The organism is Ectopseudomonas composti (genome assembly GCF_900115475.1).
Lineage (GTDB): Bacteria > Pseudomonadota > Gammaproteobacteria > Pseudomonadales > Pseudomonadaceae > Aquipseudomonas > Aquipseudomonas composti.
The window spans coordinates 120,544-136,791 of the sequence record NZ_FOWP01000003.1; the positions used below are offsets into that span (position 1 = coordinate 120,544).

The 16,248-nt window shown below is 60.4% G+C and carries 15 protein-coding genes; 12 read left to right on the forward strand and 3 right to left on the reverse strand.

The features are described from left to right. Positions 1–8: 8 nt before the first annotated feature. Together ppnP and BM059_RS06775 are read right to left on the reverse strand one after the other, a co-directional pair. A complete protein-coding gene (gene ppnP / locus BM059_RS06770; protein ID WP_074937574.1) occupies positions 9–290 on the reverse strand; it encodes a pyrimidine/purine nucleoside phosphorylase in 282 nt (93 codons plus the stop codon). Positions 291–429: 139 nt separating this feature from the next. After that, a complete protein-coding gene (locus BM059_RS06775) occupies positions 430–978 on the reverse strand; it encodes a 3'-5' exonuclease (RefSeq protein WP_074937576.1) in 549 nt (182 codons plus the stop codon). 180 nt (positions 979–1,158) lie between these two features. Between BM059_RS06775 and BM059_RS06780 the strand changes: the two genes are divergently transcribed. The 3 genes from BM059_RS06780 to BM059_RS06790 all read left to right on the forward strand — a co-directional run bounded on the left by BM059_RS06780 (position 1,159) and on the right by BM059_RS06790 (position 3,022). Next, the gene (locus tag BM059_RS06780) at positions 1,159–2,031 is read left to right on the forward strand and encodes an NAD(P)-dependent oxidoreductase (protein WP_074937578.1); all 873 of its coding nucleotides are present in this window, start codon (positions 1,159–1,161) and stop codon (positions 2,029–2,031) included. Positions 2,032–2,104: 73 nt separating this feature from the next. Then, the gene (locus BM059_RS06785; protein ID WP_074937579.1) at positions 2,105–2,356 is read left to right on the forward strand and encodes a YkgJ family cysteine cluster protein; all 252 of its coding nucleotides are present in this window, start codon (positions 2,105–2,107) and stop codon (positions 2,354–2,356) included. A 66-nt stretch (positions 2,357–2,422) separates the two neighbouring features. Beyond that, entirely contained in the window at positions 2,423–3,022 is a 600-nt protein-coding gene (locus BM059_RS06790; RefSeq protein WP_083413239.1) for an START domain-containing protein, read from the forward strand. 63 nt (positions 3,023–3,085) lie between these two features. On the opposite strand, the gene gltA is transcribed toward BM059_RS06790, so the two are convergent. Then, positions 3,086–4,369 carry a citrate synthase gene (gene gltA / locus BM059_RS06795; protein ID WP_074937580.1) on the reverse strand — a complete coding sequence of 428 codons (1,284 nt, stop codon included), beginning with the start codon at positions 4,367–4,369 and terminating at the stop codon, positions 3,086–3,088. Between the two features lie 363 nt (positions 4,370–4,732). On the opposite strand from gltA, the gene sdhC reads away from it, so the two are divergent. The 9 genes from sdhC to sucD all read left to right on the forward strand — a co-directional run bounded on the left by sdhC (position 4,733) and on the right by sucD (position 16,132). Further along, positions 4,733–5,107, forward strand: coding sequence for a succinate dehydrogenase, cytochrome b556 subunit (gene sdhC, locus BM059_RS06800; RefSeq protein ID WP_037051882.1), 375 nt, complete (start codon positions 4,733–4,735; stop codon positions 5,105–5,107). Continuing rightward, positions 5,101–5,469 (forward strand): succinate dehydrogenase, hydrophobic membrane anchor protein, encoded by a 369-nt coding sequence (sdhD, locus tag BM059_RS06805; protein ID WP_037000860.1) that lies wholly within the window; start codon positions 5,101–5,103, stop codon positions 5,467–5,469. Before sdhC ends, sdhD begins: the two co-directional genes overlap by 7 nt. A 3-nt stretch (positions 5,470–5,472) precedes the next feature. Continuing rightward, positions 5,473–7,245 (forward strand): succinate dehydrogenase flavoprotein subunit, encoded by a 1,773-nt coding sequence (gene sdhA / locus BM059_RS06810; protein ID WP_037000862.1) that lies wholly within the window; start codon positions 5,473–5,475, stop codon positions 7,243–7,245. Positions 7,246–7,256: 11 nt separating this feature from the next. Next, complete coding sequence (locus tag BM059_RS06815; RefSeq protein WP_013715382.1) at positions 7,257–7,964, forward strand: succinate dehydrogenase iron-sulfur subunit; 708 nt, start codon at positions 7,257–7,259, stop codon at positions 7,962–7,964. Positions 7,965–8,213: 249 nt separating this feature from the next. Next, on the forward strand, positions 8,214–11,045 hold the full coding sequence (locus tag BM059_RS06820; protein ID WP_074937582.1) for a 2-oxoglutarate dehydrogenase E1 component: 2,832 nt from the start codon (positions 8,214–8,216) through the stop codon (positions 11,043–11,045). A gap of 64 nt (positions 11,046–11,109) precedes the next feature. Further along, positions 11,110–12,336, forward strand: coding sequence for a 2-oxoglutarate dehydrogenase complex dihydrolipoyllysine-residue succinyltransferase (gene odhB, locus BM059_RS06825; protein WP_037000864.1), 1,227 nt, complete (start codon positions 11,110–11,112; stop codon positions 12,334–12,336). A 66-nt stretch (positions 12,337–12,402) separates the two neighbouring features. Next, positions 12,403–13,839, forward strand: a complete 1,437-nt coding sequence (lpdA, locus tag BM059_RS06830; protein WP_037000865.1) for a dihydrolipoyl dehydrogenase — start codon at positions 12,403–12,405, stop codon at positions 13,837–13,839. 239 nt (positions 13,840–14,078) lie between these two features. Next, positions 14,079–15,245 (forward strand): ADP-forming succinate--CoA ligase subunit beta, encoded by a 1,167-nt coding sequence (gene sucC / locus BM059_RS06835; protein WP_037000866.1) that lies wholly within the window; start codon positions 14,079–14,081, stop codon positions 15,243–15,245. After that, positions 15,245–16,132: a succinate--CoA ligase subunit alpha gene (gene sucD / locus BM059_RS06840; RefSeq protein WP_037000867.1), complete on the forward strand. Its 888-nt coding sequence runs from the start codon at positions 15,245–15,247 to the stop codon at positions 16,130–16,132. Before sucC ends, sucD begins: the two co-directional genes overlap by 1 nt. The last annotated feature ends 116 nt before the right edge of the window (positions 16,133–16,248 follow it).

The following is a 16,248-nucleotide window of genomic DNA, read 5'->3' on the forward strand; positions in this document are numbered from 1 at the left end:
TTGGTGGCTTAGCGGTATTCGCAGAGGTAAGCGGTGTCCACTGCAACCTTCAGCTGGAACTTGCTGTTGGCCTCGACGGTGAACTTGCTGCCGGCCTCATAGGTGCTCCAGCTGTCGCTGCCCGGCAGTTTGACGGTCAGGGCGCCGGCGACGACATGCATGACTTCCAGCTGGCTGGTGCCGAATTCGTATTCGCCCGGGGCCATCACGCCGATGGTGGCAGGGCCTTCAGCCATGCTGAAACCGATGGATTTGACGGTGCCGTCGAAGTACTCGTTGACCTTGAACATCTGCGCTTCCTCTGAAGGGGTTGGAAAAATCGCCGGGAGCCATTTTAAGCGTCGTGTAGCGACGACCCGAAGGGTGGCCGCCATGGCTGGCATGGCTATAAAAGGGGCGTCAGTATGCCCAAGCGCCTTTTCTTCGTCATCAGTCTTTGATGGGTAGCACCAGCGGCAGCAGGCGTGCGGTGTTGCGTGCATCCTCCAGGGCGCGATGCTGTTTTCCTTGAAATTGCATGCCGGCGAGCTGCAGCGCGCTGTGCAGGCCGACAGGGCGCTGTAATTGACGCGCCTTGGCGAAAGCCTGTTTCAGGTTGAGGTGCGGTAAATCGGCCAGCAGGCTGTGCAACTGGTGCTGACGCCATTCCTGCTCCAGCTGATGGCGGTCGTAATCGCCCCAGCTGCTCCAACCGACCAGGCGCGGTGTATGTTGCGTCAGCCAGCGTTCGAATTGGGCCCAGACTTGCGGCATTGGCGCCGCACCGTCGACATCGGCCTGGGTGATATGGGTGAGCTCGCGACAGAAGGCGGTTAGGCAGGGGCGACGCTGAGGCCTGATGAAGCGCTGAAAATGGTCGCGCTCATGACCGTCTGCTCCGACCAGGCTGGCACCGATCTCGATGATTTCCATTTCTTCCATCGCCCAGCCGCCTTCGTCGGTGGTGGCTTCCAGGTCGATGACTAGCCAATGCCCCATGGGCGCTCCTTAGAACCTGTCTGCGATCTGTTGCGCTTCGGCCCCGCTGCATTGAAAAGGTTCCTGGCGTCAGGATCAGGCTCAAGCTCTCTGAGCTAACCCGCTGGCAGTATGGAAGGCCTTTTTGGTCAGGGCAAACGTCGTGTTAGGCTCTGGCGCCTATATCTGGAGGAGGTTGGTATGGCAAAGGTCGCGTTTCTCGGCTTGGGCGTCATGGGTTATCCGATGGCTGGGCATCTGGCTCGCAAGGGGCATCAGGTAACGGTCTACAACCGCTCGCCGGGCAAGGCCGAACAATGGATGGGTGAGTACGCCGGCAGCAGCGCGCCGACACCACGTGAGGCGGTGGAAGGTGCTGAGCTGGTGATGTGCTGCGTCGGCAACGATGACGACCTGCGCAACGTGATTCTCGGTGAGCAGGGCGCGTTCGCCGGCATGGCGCCGGGCGCCATCCTGGTCGACCACACCACAGCTTCGGCCGATGTCGCGCGTGAACTGGCTGCCATTGCGAGCGAGCGCGGACTGGGCTTTCTCGACGCACCGGTATCCGGCGGCCAGGCGGGTGCAGTCAATGGTGTGTTGACCGTGATGGTCGGTGGCGAAGCGCACACTTACGCTGTGGCCGAACCGGTCATCCAGAGCTACGCGCGGATGATGCGCCTGATGGGCCCGGCCGGCAGCGGCCAGCTGAGCAAGATGGTCAATCAGATCTGTATCGCCGGCCTGGTTCAGGGGCTGGCAGAGGCGCTGAACTTCGCCCAGTGCGCGGGGCTGGATGGTCATGCGGTGGTCGATGTGATCAGCAAGGGCGCGGCGCAGTCCTGGCAGATGGAGAACCGCTACAAGACCATGCTGGCCGGCGAGTTCGAGTTCGGCTTCGCGGTCGACTGGATGCGCAAGGATCTGTCGATTCTGCTCGACGAGTCGCGCCGTAATGGCGCACAACTGCCGGTGACGGCGCTGGTCGATCAGTTCTATGCCGATGTCCAGGCCATGGGCGGCGGGCGCTGGGATACTTCCAGCCTGCTGGCGCGTCTGCAGCGTAACCGCTGATCGTGAAAGGTCTCGACGGACGGCGCGTGCCTGATTAGGATCGCCGCCGTTCGCTTCCAGCCGAGGTTGTTTCATGGAGTGTCGTGCTGGCTGCGGTGCCTGTTGCATCGCGCCTTCCATCAGTTCAGCGATTCCGGGCATGCCCGATGGCAAGCCCGCCGGCGTGCGCTGCATTCATCTCGATGCCGAGTTTCTCTGTGCCATTTTCGGGCGCCCGGAGAGGCCTGCGGTGTGTGCCGGGTTCAAGGCAGAAGAGCAGCTGTGCGCCAGTGATCGTGAAAGTGCCATTCGTATGCTGGGTTGGCTGGAGCAGGCAACTGCCTGAGGATATGAACCGCTTGCGGCCCATGTGGGTCGAAACGCAAACAGTCTCACCGGGAGTTGCACGAAGATGATGCGTTATTCCGTTCTGGCCATGCTGTTGTGTGCGACCGCTGCCCAGGCTGCCGAAAGGCAGTGGCAGCTGGAGCGCGAAGAAGACGGTGTGAGCGTTTACCTGGCCGAGGTACCTGGGTCCAAATACAAGGCTTATCGCGGCGTGGTGACGATCAAGGGCGATCTCGCTGCGGTGCAGGCCGCGCAGGAAGATGTCACGGGTTCCTGCGCCTGGATCTTCAGCTGTCAGCAACAGCGACTGCTCGAGACCAAGGGCGATGTCAGCGAGCTGTATACCCGTTTCGAGATGCCCTGGCCGGTCAAGGCGCGTGACTCGGTGATCCAGGTGACCACGCGCACCGACGCCGATGGCAGCATCACGCGACTGCTCAAGGCGGTGCCGGAGCGCTTGCCGGAGGAAAAGGACTTCGTGCGGGTGCAGCGCGTCGATGGCGAGTGGCACCTCAAACCGCTGGATCAGGGCCAGGTGGAGGTGATCTACGAGGTGCATACCGAGCCAGGCGGCAGCGTGCCTTCCTGGTTGGCCAACAGTTTCGTCGTCGATGCACCATTGCAGACGCTGCAGGGCTTGCGGGCTAAGGTCGAAGGCCGCTGAGCTGAAAAGTCGGCAATAAAAAAGGCTGCCAGATTGGCAGCCTTTTTTCGTTTCGCGGCGCTATCAGTCGCGGTTGGCCGGCAGATCACGCTGCTCGTAACCGGTGTACAGCTGGCGCGGACGGCCAATCTTGTACGGACCCGAGAGCATTTCCTTCCAGTGCGAGATCCAGCCCACGGTACGTGCGAGGGCGAAGATAACGGTGAACATCGAGGTCGGAATGCCGATGGCCTTGAGGATGATGCCCGAGTAGAAGTCCACGTTCGGGTACAGGTTGCGCTCTTTGAAGTAAGGATCGGTCAGGGCGATCTCTTCCAGACGCATGGCCAGTTCCAGTTGCGGATCGTTGGTGATGCCCAACTCGCCGAGGACTTCGTCGCAGGTCTGCTTCATCACGGTGGCGCGCGGGTCACGGTTCTTGTACACGCGGTGACCGAAGCCCATCAGTTTGAATGGATCGTTCTTGTCCTTGGCCTTGGCGATGAACTTGTCGATGTTCGACACGTCGCCGATCTCGTCGAGCATGGCCAGTACGGCTTCGTTGGCGCCGCCGTGTGCCGGGCCCCAGAGCGCGGCGATACCGGCTGCAATACAGGCGAACGGGTTGGCGCCCGAGGAGCCTGCCAGGCGTACGGTGGAAGTGGAGGCGTTCTGCTCGTGGTCGGCGTGGAGGATGAAGATCTTGTCCATCGCCTTGGCCAGCACCGGGCTGATCGGTTTGATCTCGCACGGGGTGTTGAACATCATGTGCAGGAAGTTTTCCGCGTAATTCAGGTCATTGCGCGGGTACATCATGGGCTGGCCCATGGAGTACTTGTAGGTCATGGCGGCGATGGTCGGCATCTTGGCCACCAGGCGCATGGCCGACACTTCGCGGTGCTGCGGGTTATTGATGTCCAGCGAGTCGTGATAGAAGGCGGACAGAGCGCCAACCACGCCGCACATGATGGCCATTGGGTGGGCATCGCGGCGGAAACCGTTGAAGAAGGTCTTCAGCTGTTCGTGAACCATAGTGTGGTTCTTGATGGTGCTGACGAACTGGGCCTTCTCTTCCTTGCTCGGCAGTTCGCCGTTGAGCAGCAGGTAGCAGGTTTCCAGGTAGTCGGACTGCTCGGCGAGTTGCTCGATCGGGTAGCCGCGGTGCAGCAGAATCCCTTTGTCGCCGTCGATATAGGTGATCTTCGACTCGCAAGAGGCGGTCGACATGAAACCAGGATCAAATGTGAACCGACCCGTGGCGGTCAGGCTCCGCACATCGATTACATCGGGACCAACAGTGCCGGTCAGAACGGGCAGTTCGACGGGGGCATTGCCCTCGATGATCAACTGCGCTTTTTTGTCAGCCATATGTGGCCTCCTAGTTATGCTTGAAATCATCAGACAGCCCCCCACGCAGGGCCCGCACCACTATAGTGGGATAAATCCGAAAGTCAATTTGCGAGAACCCAGGCAGTAGAAGGGTTTGAACGGTATTTTCAACGAAAAAAGGCCGCTATTTACGCCATTTGTTTAAAGGCCGCAATGCGCTTTTTGGGGGAGGGCATTGCATTGTCATTAGTCTGCTAACTGTCTATACTCTGCGGCCGACCGCCACAGGCTTTAGGGCCGTGTCATGGCGGTTGTCACTCATTGGGTGATGGGTACCTTGCCAGTGCACTTCCCAACAACTTTGCCCTGATCGTTAGGGGCTCTCAGTGTGATAAAAAAGCCGTGAATAGCCAACGACCTGTAAACCTAGACCTTCGGACTATCAAGCTTCCGATCACCGCTTACACGTCCATTCTTCACCGTATCTCCGGTGTCATCCTCTTTGTCGGTATCGCCATTCTGCTGTTTGGCCTCGACAAGTCGCTGGCCTCCGAAGAGGGCTTCGCCCAGGTGAAAGAGTGCCTGACCAGCCCGCTGGCCAAGTTCGTGATCTGGGGTCTGTTGTCCGCTCTGCTGTACCACCTGGTGGCCGGTGTACGCCACTTGATCATGGACATGGGCATCGGTGAGACGCTGGAAGGCGGCAAGCTGGGCTCGAAAATCGTCATCGCCGTTGCGGCGGTCGTGATCGTGCTGCTGGGGGTATGGATATGGTAACTAATGTCACGAATTTCTCGCGTTCGGGCCTCTATGACTGGATGGCTCAACGTGTTTCTGCGGTCGTTCTCGCGGCTTACACGCTGTTTCTGCTGGGCTATGTGATCTGTAATCCGGGTATGGGCTATGCCGAGTGGCACGGTCTGTTCTCGCATACCGCAATGCGCATCTTCAGCCTGCTGGCCCTCGTTGCACTGAGTGTGCACGCCTGGGTTGGCATGTGGACCATCTCCACCGACTACCTGACGCCGATGGCGCTGGGCAAGTGGGCGACTGGTGTGCGTTTCCTGTTCCAGGCCGTGTGTGGCATCGCGATGTTCACGATGTTCGTCTGGGGCGTGCAGATTCTGTGGGGTTTCTGATTCATGGCTAGCATCCGTACTCTTTCCTATGACGCCATCATCGTTGGTGGTGGCGGCGCCGGCATGCGTGCCGCGCTGCAACTGGCTCAGGGCGGTCACAAGACTGCCGTGGTCACCAAGGTGTTCCCGACTCGTTCGCACACCGTTTCCGCTCAGGGTGGCATCACCTGCGCCATCGCTTCGGCCGACCCGAACGATGATTGGCGCTGGCACATGTACGATACCGTCAAGGGTTCCGACTACATCGGTGACCAGGACGCTATCGAATACATGTGTTCTGTCGGTCCGGAAGCCGTGTTCGAGCTCGAGCACATGGGCCTGCCGTTCTCGCGTACCGAGCAGGGCCGCATCTATCAGCGTCCGTTCGGTGGTCAGTCCAAGGGTCCGGACAATCCGACTCAGGCCGCTCGTACCTGCGCCGCTGCCGACCGTACCGGTCACGCACTGCTGCACACCCTGTATCAGGCCAACCTGAAAGCCGGCACCTCGTTCCTCAACGAGTGGTACGCCGTTGACCTGGTGAAGAACCAGGACGGCGCCATCGTCGGCGTCATCGCCATCTGCATCGAGACTGGCGAAACCGTCTACATCCGTTCCAAGGCCGTGGTTCTGGCCACTGGCGGTGCTGGCCGTATCTACGCCTCCACCACCAACGCTCTGATCAATACCGGTGACGGCGTGGGCATGGCCCTGCGTGCTGGTGTGCCGGTGCAGGACATCGAGATGTGGCAGTTCCACCCGACCGGTATTGCCGGCGCGGGTGTACTGGTTACCGAAGGCTGCCGTGGTGAGGGTGGTTACCTGATCAACGCCCATGGCGAGCGCTTCATGGAGCGTTATGCGCCAAACGCCAAGGACCTTGCCGGTCGTGACGTAGTGGCCCGTTCCATGGTCAAGGAAGTCATCGCTGGCAACGGCTGTGGCCCTGACAAGGACCACGTGCTGCTGAAGCTCGACCATCTCGGCGAAGAAGTGCTGCACAGCCGCCTGCCGGGTATCTGCGAACTGTCCAAGACCTTCGCTCACGTCGACCCGGTCGTGGCTCCGGTTCCGGTTATCCCGACCTGCCACTACATGATGGGCGGCGTACCGACCAACATCCATGGTCAGGCCATCACCCAAGATGCCAATGGCAACGACAAGATCATCGAAGGTCTGTTCGCCGTAGGTGAAGTGGCGTGCGTATCGGTACACGGTGCCAACCGTCTGGGCGGTAACTCGTTGCTCGACCTGGTGGTATTCGGCCGTGCTGCTGGCCTGCACCTGGAAAAAGCGCTGAAAGAAGGCGTGGAAGCGCGTGGCGCCAGCGAAACTGACATCGAGCAGTCGCTGTCGCGTCTGGCTGGTGTCAATGAGCGCAGCACCGGCGAAGACGTCGCCCCGCTGCGTAAAGAGCTGCAACAGTGCATGCAGAACTACTTCGGTGTATTCCGTACTGGCGAATACATGCAGAAGGGCATCCAACAACTGGCCGACCTGCGTGAGCGCATCGCGAAAGTCAAAATCGCGGACAAGAGCCAGGCGTTCAACACTGCGCGTATCGAAGCGCTGGAACTGCAAAACCTCCTCGAAGTTGCTGAAGCGACCGCGATCGCGGCCGAGGTTCGTAAGGAATCCCGTGGCGCCCACGCTCGTGAAGACTTCGAAGAGCGCGATGACCAAAACTGGCTGTGCCACTCCCTGTACTTCCCAGGCGAGAAGCGCGTTGCCAAGCGTGCGGTCAACTTCGCGCCGAAGACCGTTCCGGCTTTTGAACCCAAGGTTCGGACTTATTAAGGGTGACTGATATGTTGCAAGTCAGTGTTTATCGCTACAACCCGGAGAAAGACGCTGCTCCGTTCATGCAGGACTTCCAGGTCGACACCGGCGGCAAGGACATCATGGTTCTTGACGTGCTGGCGCTGATCAAGGAACAGGACGAAGGTTTCTCTTATCGTCGCTCCTGCCGTGAGGGCGTATGCGGCTCCGACGGCATGAACATCAACGGCAAGAATGGCCTCGCCTGCATCACGCCGATCTCCGCTGCCGGCCTCAAGGGCGGCAAGCTGGTGATTCGTCCCTTGCCGGGTCTGCCGGTCATTCGTGACCTGGTCGTCGATATGAGCATCTTCTACAAGCAGTACGAGAAGGTGCAGCCGTTCCTGCAGAACGATACGCCGGCTCCGGCCATCGAGCGTCTGCAGTCGCCGGAAGAGCGCGAGAAGCTCGACGGTCTGTACGAGTGCATTCTGTGCGCTTGCTGCTCGACCAGCTGCCCGTCGTTCTGGTGGAACCCCGACAAGTTCCTCGGTCCCGCTGCACTGTTGCAGGCCTACCGTTTCCTGGCTGACAGCCGTGACACCAAGACCGCTGAGCGTCTGGCCTCGCTGGACGATCCGTTCAGCGTGTTCCGTTGCCGCGGCATCATGAACTGCGTGAACGTTTGCCCCAAGGGTCTGAACCCGACCAAGGCGATCGGCCACGTGCGTAACATGCTGCTGCAGAGCGGTACCTGATTCGCAAGTTGCTATACCTGTAACACCTGCGAGTCCGACTCTGGTCGGCCTCGCAGTAAAGCCAGAGCCGCAGCCCACAAAGCCGCGGCTCATACTCGAAAAATATGACGACCAGCAGGGGCATCCGGGCTGGTACCCGGACTATCTGCGGGAACCCAAGTGGCTTTATCCGAGTCGCAGCATCATGACTTTGATTAGGACCATGCGGTATTCGCGCCGATGGTGTCCCCTTACCGAGGGTGACCAAGCATGCAAGAAAGCGTGATGCAGCGCATGTGGGACAGTGCCCACCTATCCGGTGGCAACGCTGCCTACGTGGAAGAGCTCTATGAGCTCTACCTGCACGATCCCAACGCTGTGCCAGAAGAGTGGCGCACTTACTTCCAGAAGTTGCCGACCGACGGCAGCGCTGCAACGGACGTATCGCATTCGACCATTCGCGATCATTTCGTCCTGCTCGCCAAGAATTCGCGTCGTGCCCAGCCGGTTTCCGCCGGGGCCGTCAGCAGCGAGCACGAAAAGAAGCAGGTGGAAGTGCTGCGCTTGATCCAGGCCTACCGCATGCGTGGCCATCAGGCCGCCCAGCTCGACCCTCTGGGTCTGTGGGTGCGTACTGCGCCGTCTGACCTGTCGATCAATCATTACGGCCTGACCGACGCGGATCTGGATACCACCTTCCGCACTGGTGAGCTGTATATCGGCAAGGAAGAGGCAACGCTACGCGAAATCCGCGATGCGCTGCAGCAGACATATTGTCGCACCATCGGTGCCGAGTTCACTCATATCGTCGACTCTGGTCAGCGCAACTGGTTCGCCCAGCGTCTGGAAAGCGTGCGCGGTCGTCCGCAGTTTTCCGCCGAGGTTCAGGCGCACGTGCTCGAGCGCGTCACCGCTGCCGAAGGTCTGGAAAAGTATCTGGGCACCAAGTACCCGGGCACCAAGCGTTTCGGTCTGGAAGGCGGCGAGAGTCTGATCCCGCTGCTGGACGAAATCATCCAGCGCTCCGGCTCCTACGGCACCAAGGAAATTGTCATCGGCATGGCCCACCGTGGCCGTCTCAACGTTCTGGTCAACACCTTCGGCAAGAACCCGCGCGACCTGTTCGACGAGTTCGAAGGCAAGAAGACCGAAGGCCTGAGCTCCGGTGACGTGAAGTACCACCAGGGTTTCTCCTCCAACGTCATGACCGCTGGTGGCGAAGTGCACCTGGCGCTGGCGTTCAACCCTTCGCACCTGGAAATCGTTTCCCCGGTGGTCGAGGGTTCGGTACGTGCTCGTCAGGATCGTCGTAGCGACGCCAGTGGCGAGAAAGTGCTGCCGATCTCCATCCACGGTGACGCGGCCTTCGCCGGTCAAGGCGTGGTCATGGAAACCTTCCAGATGTCGCAGACCCGCGGCTACAAGACTGGCGGCACCATCCACATCGTGATCAACAACCAGGTTGGCTTCACCATCAGCAACCCGCTGGATGCACGCTCCACCGAGTATGCGACCGACGTGGCCAAGATGATCCAGGCGCCGATCTTCCATGTGAACGGTGATGATCCGGAAGCTGTGCTGTTCGTGACTCAGTTGGCTGTCGACTACCGCATGCAGTACAAGCGTGACGTGGTCATCGACCTGGTCTGCTACCGCCGCCGCGGTCACAACGAGGCCGACGAGCCGAATGGCACCCAGCCGCTGATGTACCAACAGATCGCCAAGCAGCGCACCACCCGTGAACTGTACGCTGACGCCCTGATTGCGGCTGGTGCACAGAGCAGCGATGACGTGCAGGCCAAGATCGACGAGTACCGCACTGCGCTGGACAACGGTCAGCATGTGGTCAAGAGCCTGGTCAAGGAGCCGAACAAGGAGTTGTTCGTCGACTGGCGTCCTTATCTGGGCCATGCCTGGACTGCGCGTCATGACACGCGCTTTGATCTGAAGACCCTGCAGGATCTGTCCGCCAAGCTGCTGGAGACTCCGGAAGGCTTCCTGGTACAGCGCCAGGTATCGAAGATCCTCGAAGACCGTCAGAAGATGGGCGCTGGCGGCCTGCCGATCAACTGGGGCTTCGCCGAGACCATGGCCTACGCCACTCTGCTGGTCGAAGGCCATCCGATTCGCATGACTGGCCAGGACATCGGCCGCGGTACCTTCTCGCACCGTCACGCGGTGCTGCACAACCAGAAGGATGCCTCGACCTACGTTCCGCTGAAGAACCTGTACGACGGTCAGCCGAAGTTCGAACTGTACGACTCCTACCTCTCCGAGGAAGCAGTGCTGGCCTTCGAATACGGCTACGCCACCACCACGCCGAACGCGCTGGTGATCTGGGAAGCCCAGTTTGGCGACTTCGCCAACGGCGCCCAGGTGGTATTCGACCAGTTCATCTCCAGCGGCGAGACCAAGTGGGGCCGTCTCTGCGGTCTGACCGTTCTGCTGCCGCACGGCTATGAAGGGCAGGGGCCTGAGCACAGCTCGGCGCGTCTGGAGCGTTACCTGCAACTGTGCGCCGAGCACAATATGCAGGTCTGCGTACCGACCACCCCGGCTCAGGTCTACCACATGCTGCGTCGCCAGGTGATCCGCCCGCTGCGCAAGCCGCTGGTAGTCCTGACGCCGAAGTCGCTGCTGCGTCACAAGCTGGCCATCTCGACCCTGGAAGATCTGGCCGAAGGCTCCTTCCAGACCGTGATCGGCGAGATCGATTCGCTGGATACGAAGAAGGTCGAGCGTCTGGTTCTGTGCAGCGGCAAGGTCTACTACGATCTGCTGGAGAAGCGTCGTGCCGAGGGTCGCGAAGACACCGCCATCGTGCGCCTGGAACAGCTCTATCCGTTCCCGGAAGACGATCTGACCGAAGTTCTGGCCCCGTACAAGAACCTCAAGCACATCGTCTGGTGCCAGGAAGAACCGATGAACCAGGGCGCCTGGTATTGCAGCCAGCACCACATGCGTCGCGTCGCCACTGCGCACAAGAAGTCGCTGCTCCTGGAGTACGCCGGTCGTGATGCGTCGGCAGCGCCTGCTTGTGGTTATGCGTCGATGCACGCCGAGCAGCAGGAAAAACTGCTGCAGGACGCCTTTACTGTTTAACGCCTTCATCCGGCAGGTGGCGAGCGCCGCCTGCCGGTAAACCGAATTTAAGGAAACGCATACAATGGCTATCGAGATCAAAGCCCCAACCTTCCCGGAATCGGTTGCCGACGGCACCGTGGCCACCTGGCACAAGAAGCCGGGCGAAGCGGTCAAGCGTGATGAGCTGATCGTCGACATCGAGACCGACAAGGTTGTGATCGAAGTGCTGGCCGAGGCCGACGGTGTCCTGGCTGAAATCATCAAGAACGAAGGCGACACTGTTCTCTCCAACGAACTGCTGGGCAAGCTGACCGAAGGTGGCGCTGCTGCCGCTGCTCCGGCTGCAGCCCCGGCCGCTGCTGCCCCTGCGCAGGCTGCTGCTCCAGCTGCCGCCGCTGGCGACGACGCCATCCTCTCGCCGGCTGCGCGCAAGCTGGCCGAAGAGAACGGCATCGACCCGAACAGCATCGCTGGCACCGGTAAAGGTGGTCGTGTGACCAAGGAAGACGTGGTCGCTGCCGTCGAAGCCAAGAAGAACGCTCCGGCCGCTCCGGCTGCCAAACCGGCTGCCGCTGCTAGCGCTCCGGTGGTGACCGCTGCTGGCGACCGCACCGAGAAGCGTGTGCCGATGACCCGTCTGCGTGCCAAGATCGCCGAGCGTCTGGTCGAAGCCCAGTCCACCATGGCCATGCTGACCACCTTCAACGAAGTCGACATGACCGAAGTCATGGCACTGCGTTCGAAGTACAAAGACCTGTTCGAGAAGTCCCACAATGGCGTGCGCCTGGGCTTCATGTCGTTCTTCGTCAAGGCGGCTACCGAGGCGCTGAAGCGCTTCCCGGCGGTCAATGCTTCGATCGACGGCAACGACATCGTTTACCACGGCTTCGCCGACATCGGTGTTGCTGTGTCCAGCGACCGCGGCCTGGTGGTTCCGGTACTGCGTAACGCCGAGCAGATGAGCCTGGCTGAAATCGAGAGCGGCATCGCCACCTTCGGCAAGAAAGCCAAAGACGGCAAGCTGTCGATCGAAGAAATGACCGGCGGCACCTTCACCATCACCAACGGTGGTACCTTCGGTTCGATGATGTCCACCCCGATCGTCAACCCGCCGCAGGCCGCGATCCTGGGTATGCACAACATCGTTCAACGTCCGATGGCCATCAACGGTCAGGTCGTTATCCGTCCGATGATGTACCTGGCGCTGTCTTACGACCACCGCCTGATCGATGGTAAGGAAGCCGTGACCTTCCTGGTGACCATCAAGAACTTGCTTGAAGATCCGGCTCGCCTGCTGCTGGAAATCTAAAAGCCAGTCTCCTCCACGACGGCCCTGTTCACAGGGCCGTCCGGTTTATTCGAGAAGGAATACGTTATGACCCAGAAATTCGACGTGGTAGTCATCGGTGCCGGCCCTGGTGGCTACGTAGCCGCCATCAAAGCAGCTCAGCTCGGTCTCAAGACCGCCTGCATCGAGAAGTACCAGGGCAATGACGGCAAGGTCGCCCTTGGCGGTACCTGCCTGAACGTCGGCTGCATCCCCTCCAAGGCACTGCTGGACAGCTCCTGGAAGTACCACGAAGCGAAAGAAGGCTTCGCCGTACACGGTATCGAAGCCAAGGGCGTGACCATCGACGTACCGGCCATGGTGGCCCGCAAGAACACCATCATCAAGAACCTCACCGGCGGTGTTGCCGGCCTGTTCAAAGCCAATGGCGTGACCCTGCTCGAAGGCCACGGCAAGCTGCTGGCTGGCAAGCAGGTCGAAGTGACTGGCACCGACGGCAAGACCCAGGTGGTCGAAGCCGCTCACGTGATCATCGCTTCCGGCTCCAAGCCGGTCGAGATCCCGCCGGCCCCGGTCGATCAGGACGTGATCGTCGATTCCACCGGCGCCCTGGAATTCCAGAGCGTACCGAAGAAACTGGGCGTTATCGGCGCGGGCGTGATCGGTCTGGAGCTGGGCTCGGTGTGGGCTCGTCTGGGCGCTGAAGTCACCGTACTGGAAGCGATGGACAAGTTCCTCGCCGCTGCCGATGAGCAGATCGCCAAGGAAGCCCAGAAGACCCTGACCAAGCAGGGCCTGGACATTCGCCTGGGTGCTCGCGTGACCGCTTCGGAAGTCAAGAAGAAGCAGGTCGTGGTCAGCTTCACTGACGCCAATGGAGAGCAGAAGATGACCTTCGACAAGCTGATCGTGGCCGTTGGTCGTCGCCCGGTGACCACCGATCTGCTGGCTGCTGATAGCGGTGTAGACCTGGACGAGCGTGGCTTCATCTTCGTCAATGACCAGTGCGAAACCAGCGTTCCGGGCGTTTACGCTATCGGTGACGTGGTACGCGGCATGATGCTGGCGCACAAAGCCTCGGAAGAGGGCGTCATGGTTGCCGAGCGCATCGCTGGTCACAAGGCACAGATGAACTACGACCTGATCCCGTCCGTGATCTACACCCACCCGGAAATCGCATGGGTCGGCAAGACCGAGCAGCAACTGAAGGCCGAAGGCGTTGCCGTCAATGTCGGTACCTTCCCGTTCGCTGCCAGCGGTCGCGCCATGGCTGCCAACGATACCGGCGGTTTCGTCAAGGTCATCGCTGACGCCAATACCGACCGCGTACTGGGCGTGCACGTAATCGGCCCAAGCGCTGCCGAGCTGGTCCAGCAAGGCGCGATCGGTATGGAATTCGGCACCAGCGCCGAAGACCTGGGCATGATGGTCTTCTCCCACCCGACGCTGTCCGAGGCGCTGCACGAAGCGGCCCTGGCGGTCAACGGTGGTGCGATTCACATCGCCAACCGCAAGAAACGCTAAGCGTGGCAGTGGCCGACCTGTTCGGCCACTCAAGTTGTTGTAAGCCACCGGGTAGGCGGGGCGTCGCGTAATCGCCTCGTCGCTGCGGTGGTGTTTGCAAGCAGAACCACGTCGGAAGGCCCGCGTCGAGTTCGACTCGCGGTGGAATATCTGGCGGACTGCTTCGGCAGTCACAGGTGGCGCGGTATCAAAAGTACAGCGCCGAATGCGCAATACCTAAACGAAGACGGTAGACAAGCATGAATCTTCACGAGTATCAGGGTAAGCAGCTGTTCGCTGAATACGGCCTGCCCGTATCCAAGGGCTTCGCGGTAGACACCCCGGAAGAAGCCGCAGAAGCCTGCGAAAAAATCGGTGGCAGCGAGTGGGTCGTCAAGGCTCAGGTCCACGCTGGTGGCCGCGGCAAAGCCGGTGGCGTAAAGCTGGTCAAGAGCAAAGAAGACGCCAAGGCCTTCGCCGCCAACTGGCTGGGCAAGCGTCTGGTGACCTACCAGACTGACGCCAATGGTCAGCCGGTCACCAAAATCCTGGTCGAATCCTGCACCGACATCGCCAAGGAACTGTACCTGGGCGCTGTAGTGGACCGCTCCAGCCGTCGCATCGTGTTCATGGCTTCCACCGAAGGTGGCGTGGACATCGAGAAAGTGGCCCACGAAACCCCTGAGAAGATCCTCAAGGCCACCGTCGATCCGCTGGTCGGCGCTCAGCCGTACCAGGGCCGCGAGCTGGCTTTCCAGCTGGGTCTGGAAGGCGATCAGATCAAGCAGTTCACCCACATCTTCGTTGGCCTGGCCAAATTGTTCCAGGACTACGACCTGGCACTGCTGGAAGTGAACCCGCTGGTAATCAAGGCTGACGGCAACCTGCACTGCCTGGACGCCAAGATCAACATCGACTCCAACGCCATGTACCGTCAGCCCAAGCTGCGCGCCATGCACGATCCGTCCCAGGACGATCCGCGTGAAGCCCATGCGCAGAAGTGGGAGCTGAACTACGTTGCGCTGGAAGGCAACATCGGTTGCATGGTCAACGGTGCTGGCCTGGCCATGGGTACCATGGACATCGTCAACCTGCACGGCGGTCAGCCGGCCAACTTCCTCGACGTAGGTGGTGGCGCGACCAAAGAGCGCGTGACCGAAGCGTTCAAGATCATCCTCTCCGATGACAACGTCAAAGCCGTACTGGTGAACATTTTCGGCGGTATCGTTCGTTGCGACATGATTGCCGAAGGCATCATCGGCGCGGTGAAAGAAGTCGGCGTGAAAATCCCGGTTGTCGTCCGTCTGGAAGGCAACAACGCTGAACTGGGCGCTAAAGTCCTGGCAGAAAGCGGCCTGAATATCATCGCGGCAACCAGCCTGACCGACGCTGCTCAGCAAGTCGTCAAAGCTGCGGAGGGCAAATAATGAGCGTCCTGATCAATAAAGACACCAAGGTTATCTGCCAGGGCTTCACTGGCTCGCAGGGCACCTTCCACAGCGAACAAGCCATCGCCTACGGCACCAAGATGGTCGGCGGCGTTACTCCGGGCAAGGGTGGCAGCACTCACCTGGGCCTGCCGGTGTTCAACACCGTCAAGGAAGCCGTAGAAGCCACTGGCGCTGAAGCGTCCGTGATCTACGTTCCGGCTCCGTTCTGCAAGGACTCGATCCTGGAAGCGGCCAACGGCGGCATCAAGCTGATCGTCTGCATCACCGAAGGCATCCCGACCATCGACATGCTGGAAGCCAAGGTCAAGTGCGACGAGCTGGGCGTACGCCTGATCGGCCCGAACTGCCCGGGCGTGATTACTCCCGGCGAGTGCAAGATCGGCATCATGCCGGGTCACATCCACCTGCCAGGCAAAGTCGGCATCGTGTCCCGCTCGGGCACCTTGACCTATGAAGCCGTGAAGCAGACCACCGACGCCGGCTTCGGCCAGTCCACCTGCGTGGGCATCGGCGGTGACCCCATCCCGGGCTCCAACTTCATCGATATCCTGAAGCTGTTCCAGGAAGATCCGAAGACCGAAGCGATCGTCATGATCGGTGAGATCGGCGGTTCGGCCGAGGAAGAAGCGGCTGCCTTCATCAAGGCCAACGTCACCAAGCCTGTAGTTTCCTACATCGCTGGTGTGACCGCTCCTCCTGGCAAGCGCATGGGCCACGCTGGCGCCATCATCTCCGGCGGCAAGGGCACTGCAGACGAGAAATTCGCTGCACTGCAAGACGCTGGTGTGAAAACCGTGCGTTCCCTGGCTGACATCGGCAAGGCCCTGGCCGAGCTGACCGGTTGGGAAGTCAAGAACGCCTAAGCGTTTCTGACCGTTTGCAGAAAGGCCACCTTCAGGTGGCCTTTTTGTTTGAGTGCGTTTTTGCCGCTGTCGAGTTGACCTCGAGCGATACCGGGTTTGGTAAGTGTTGCTGATGC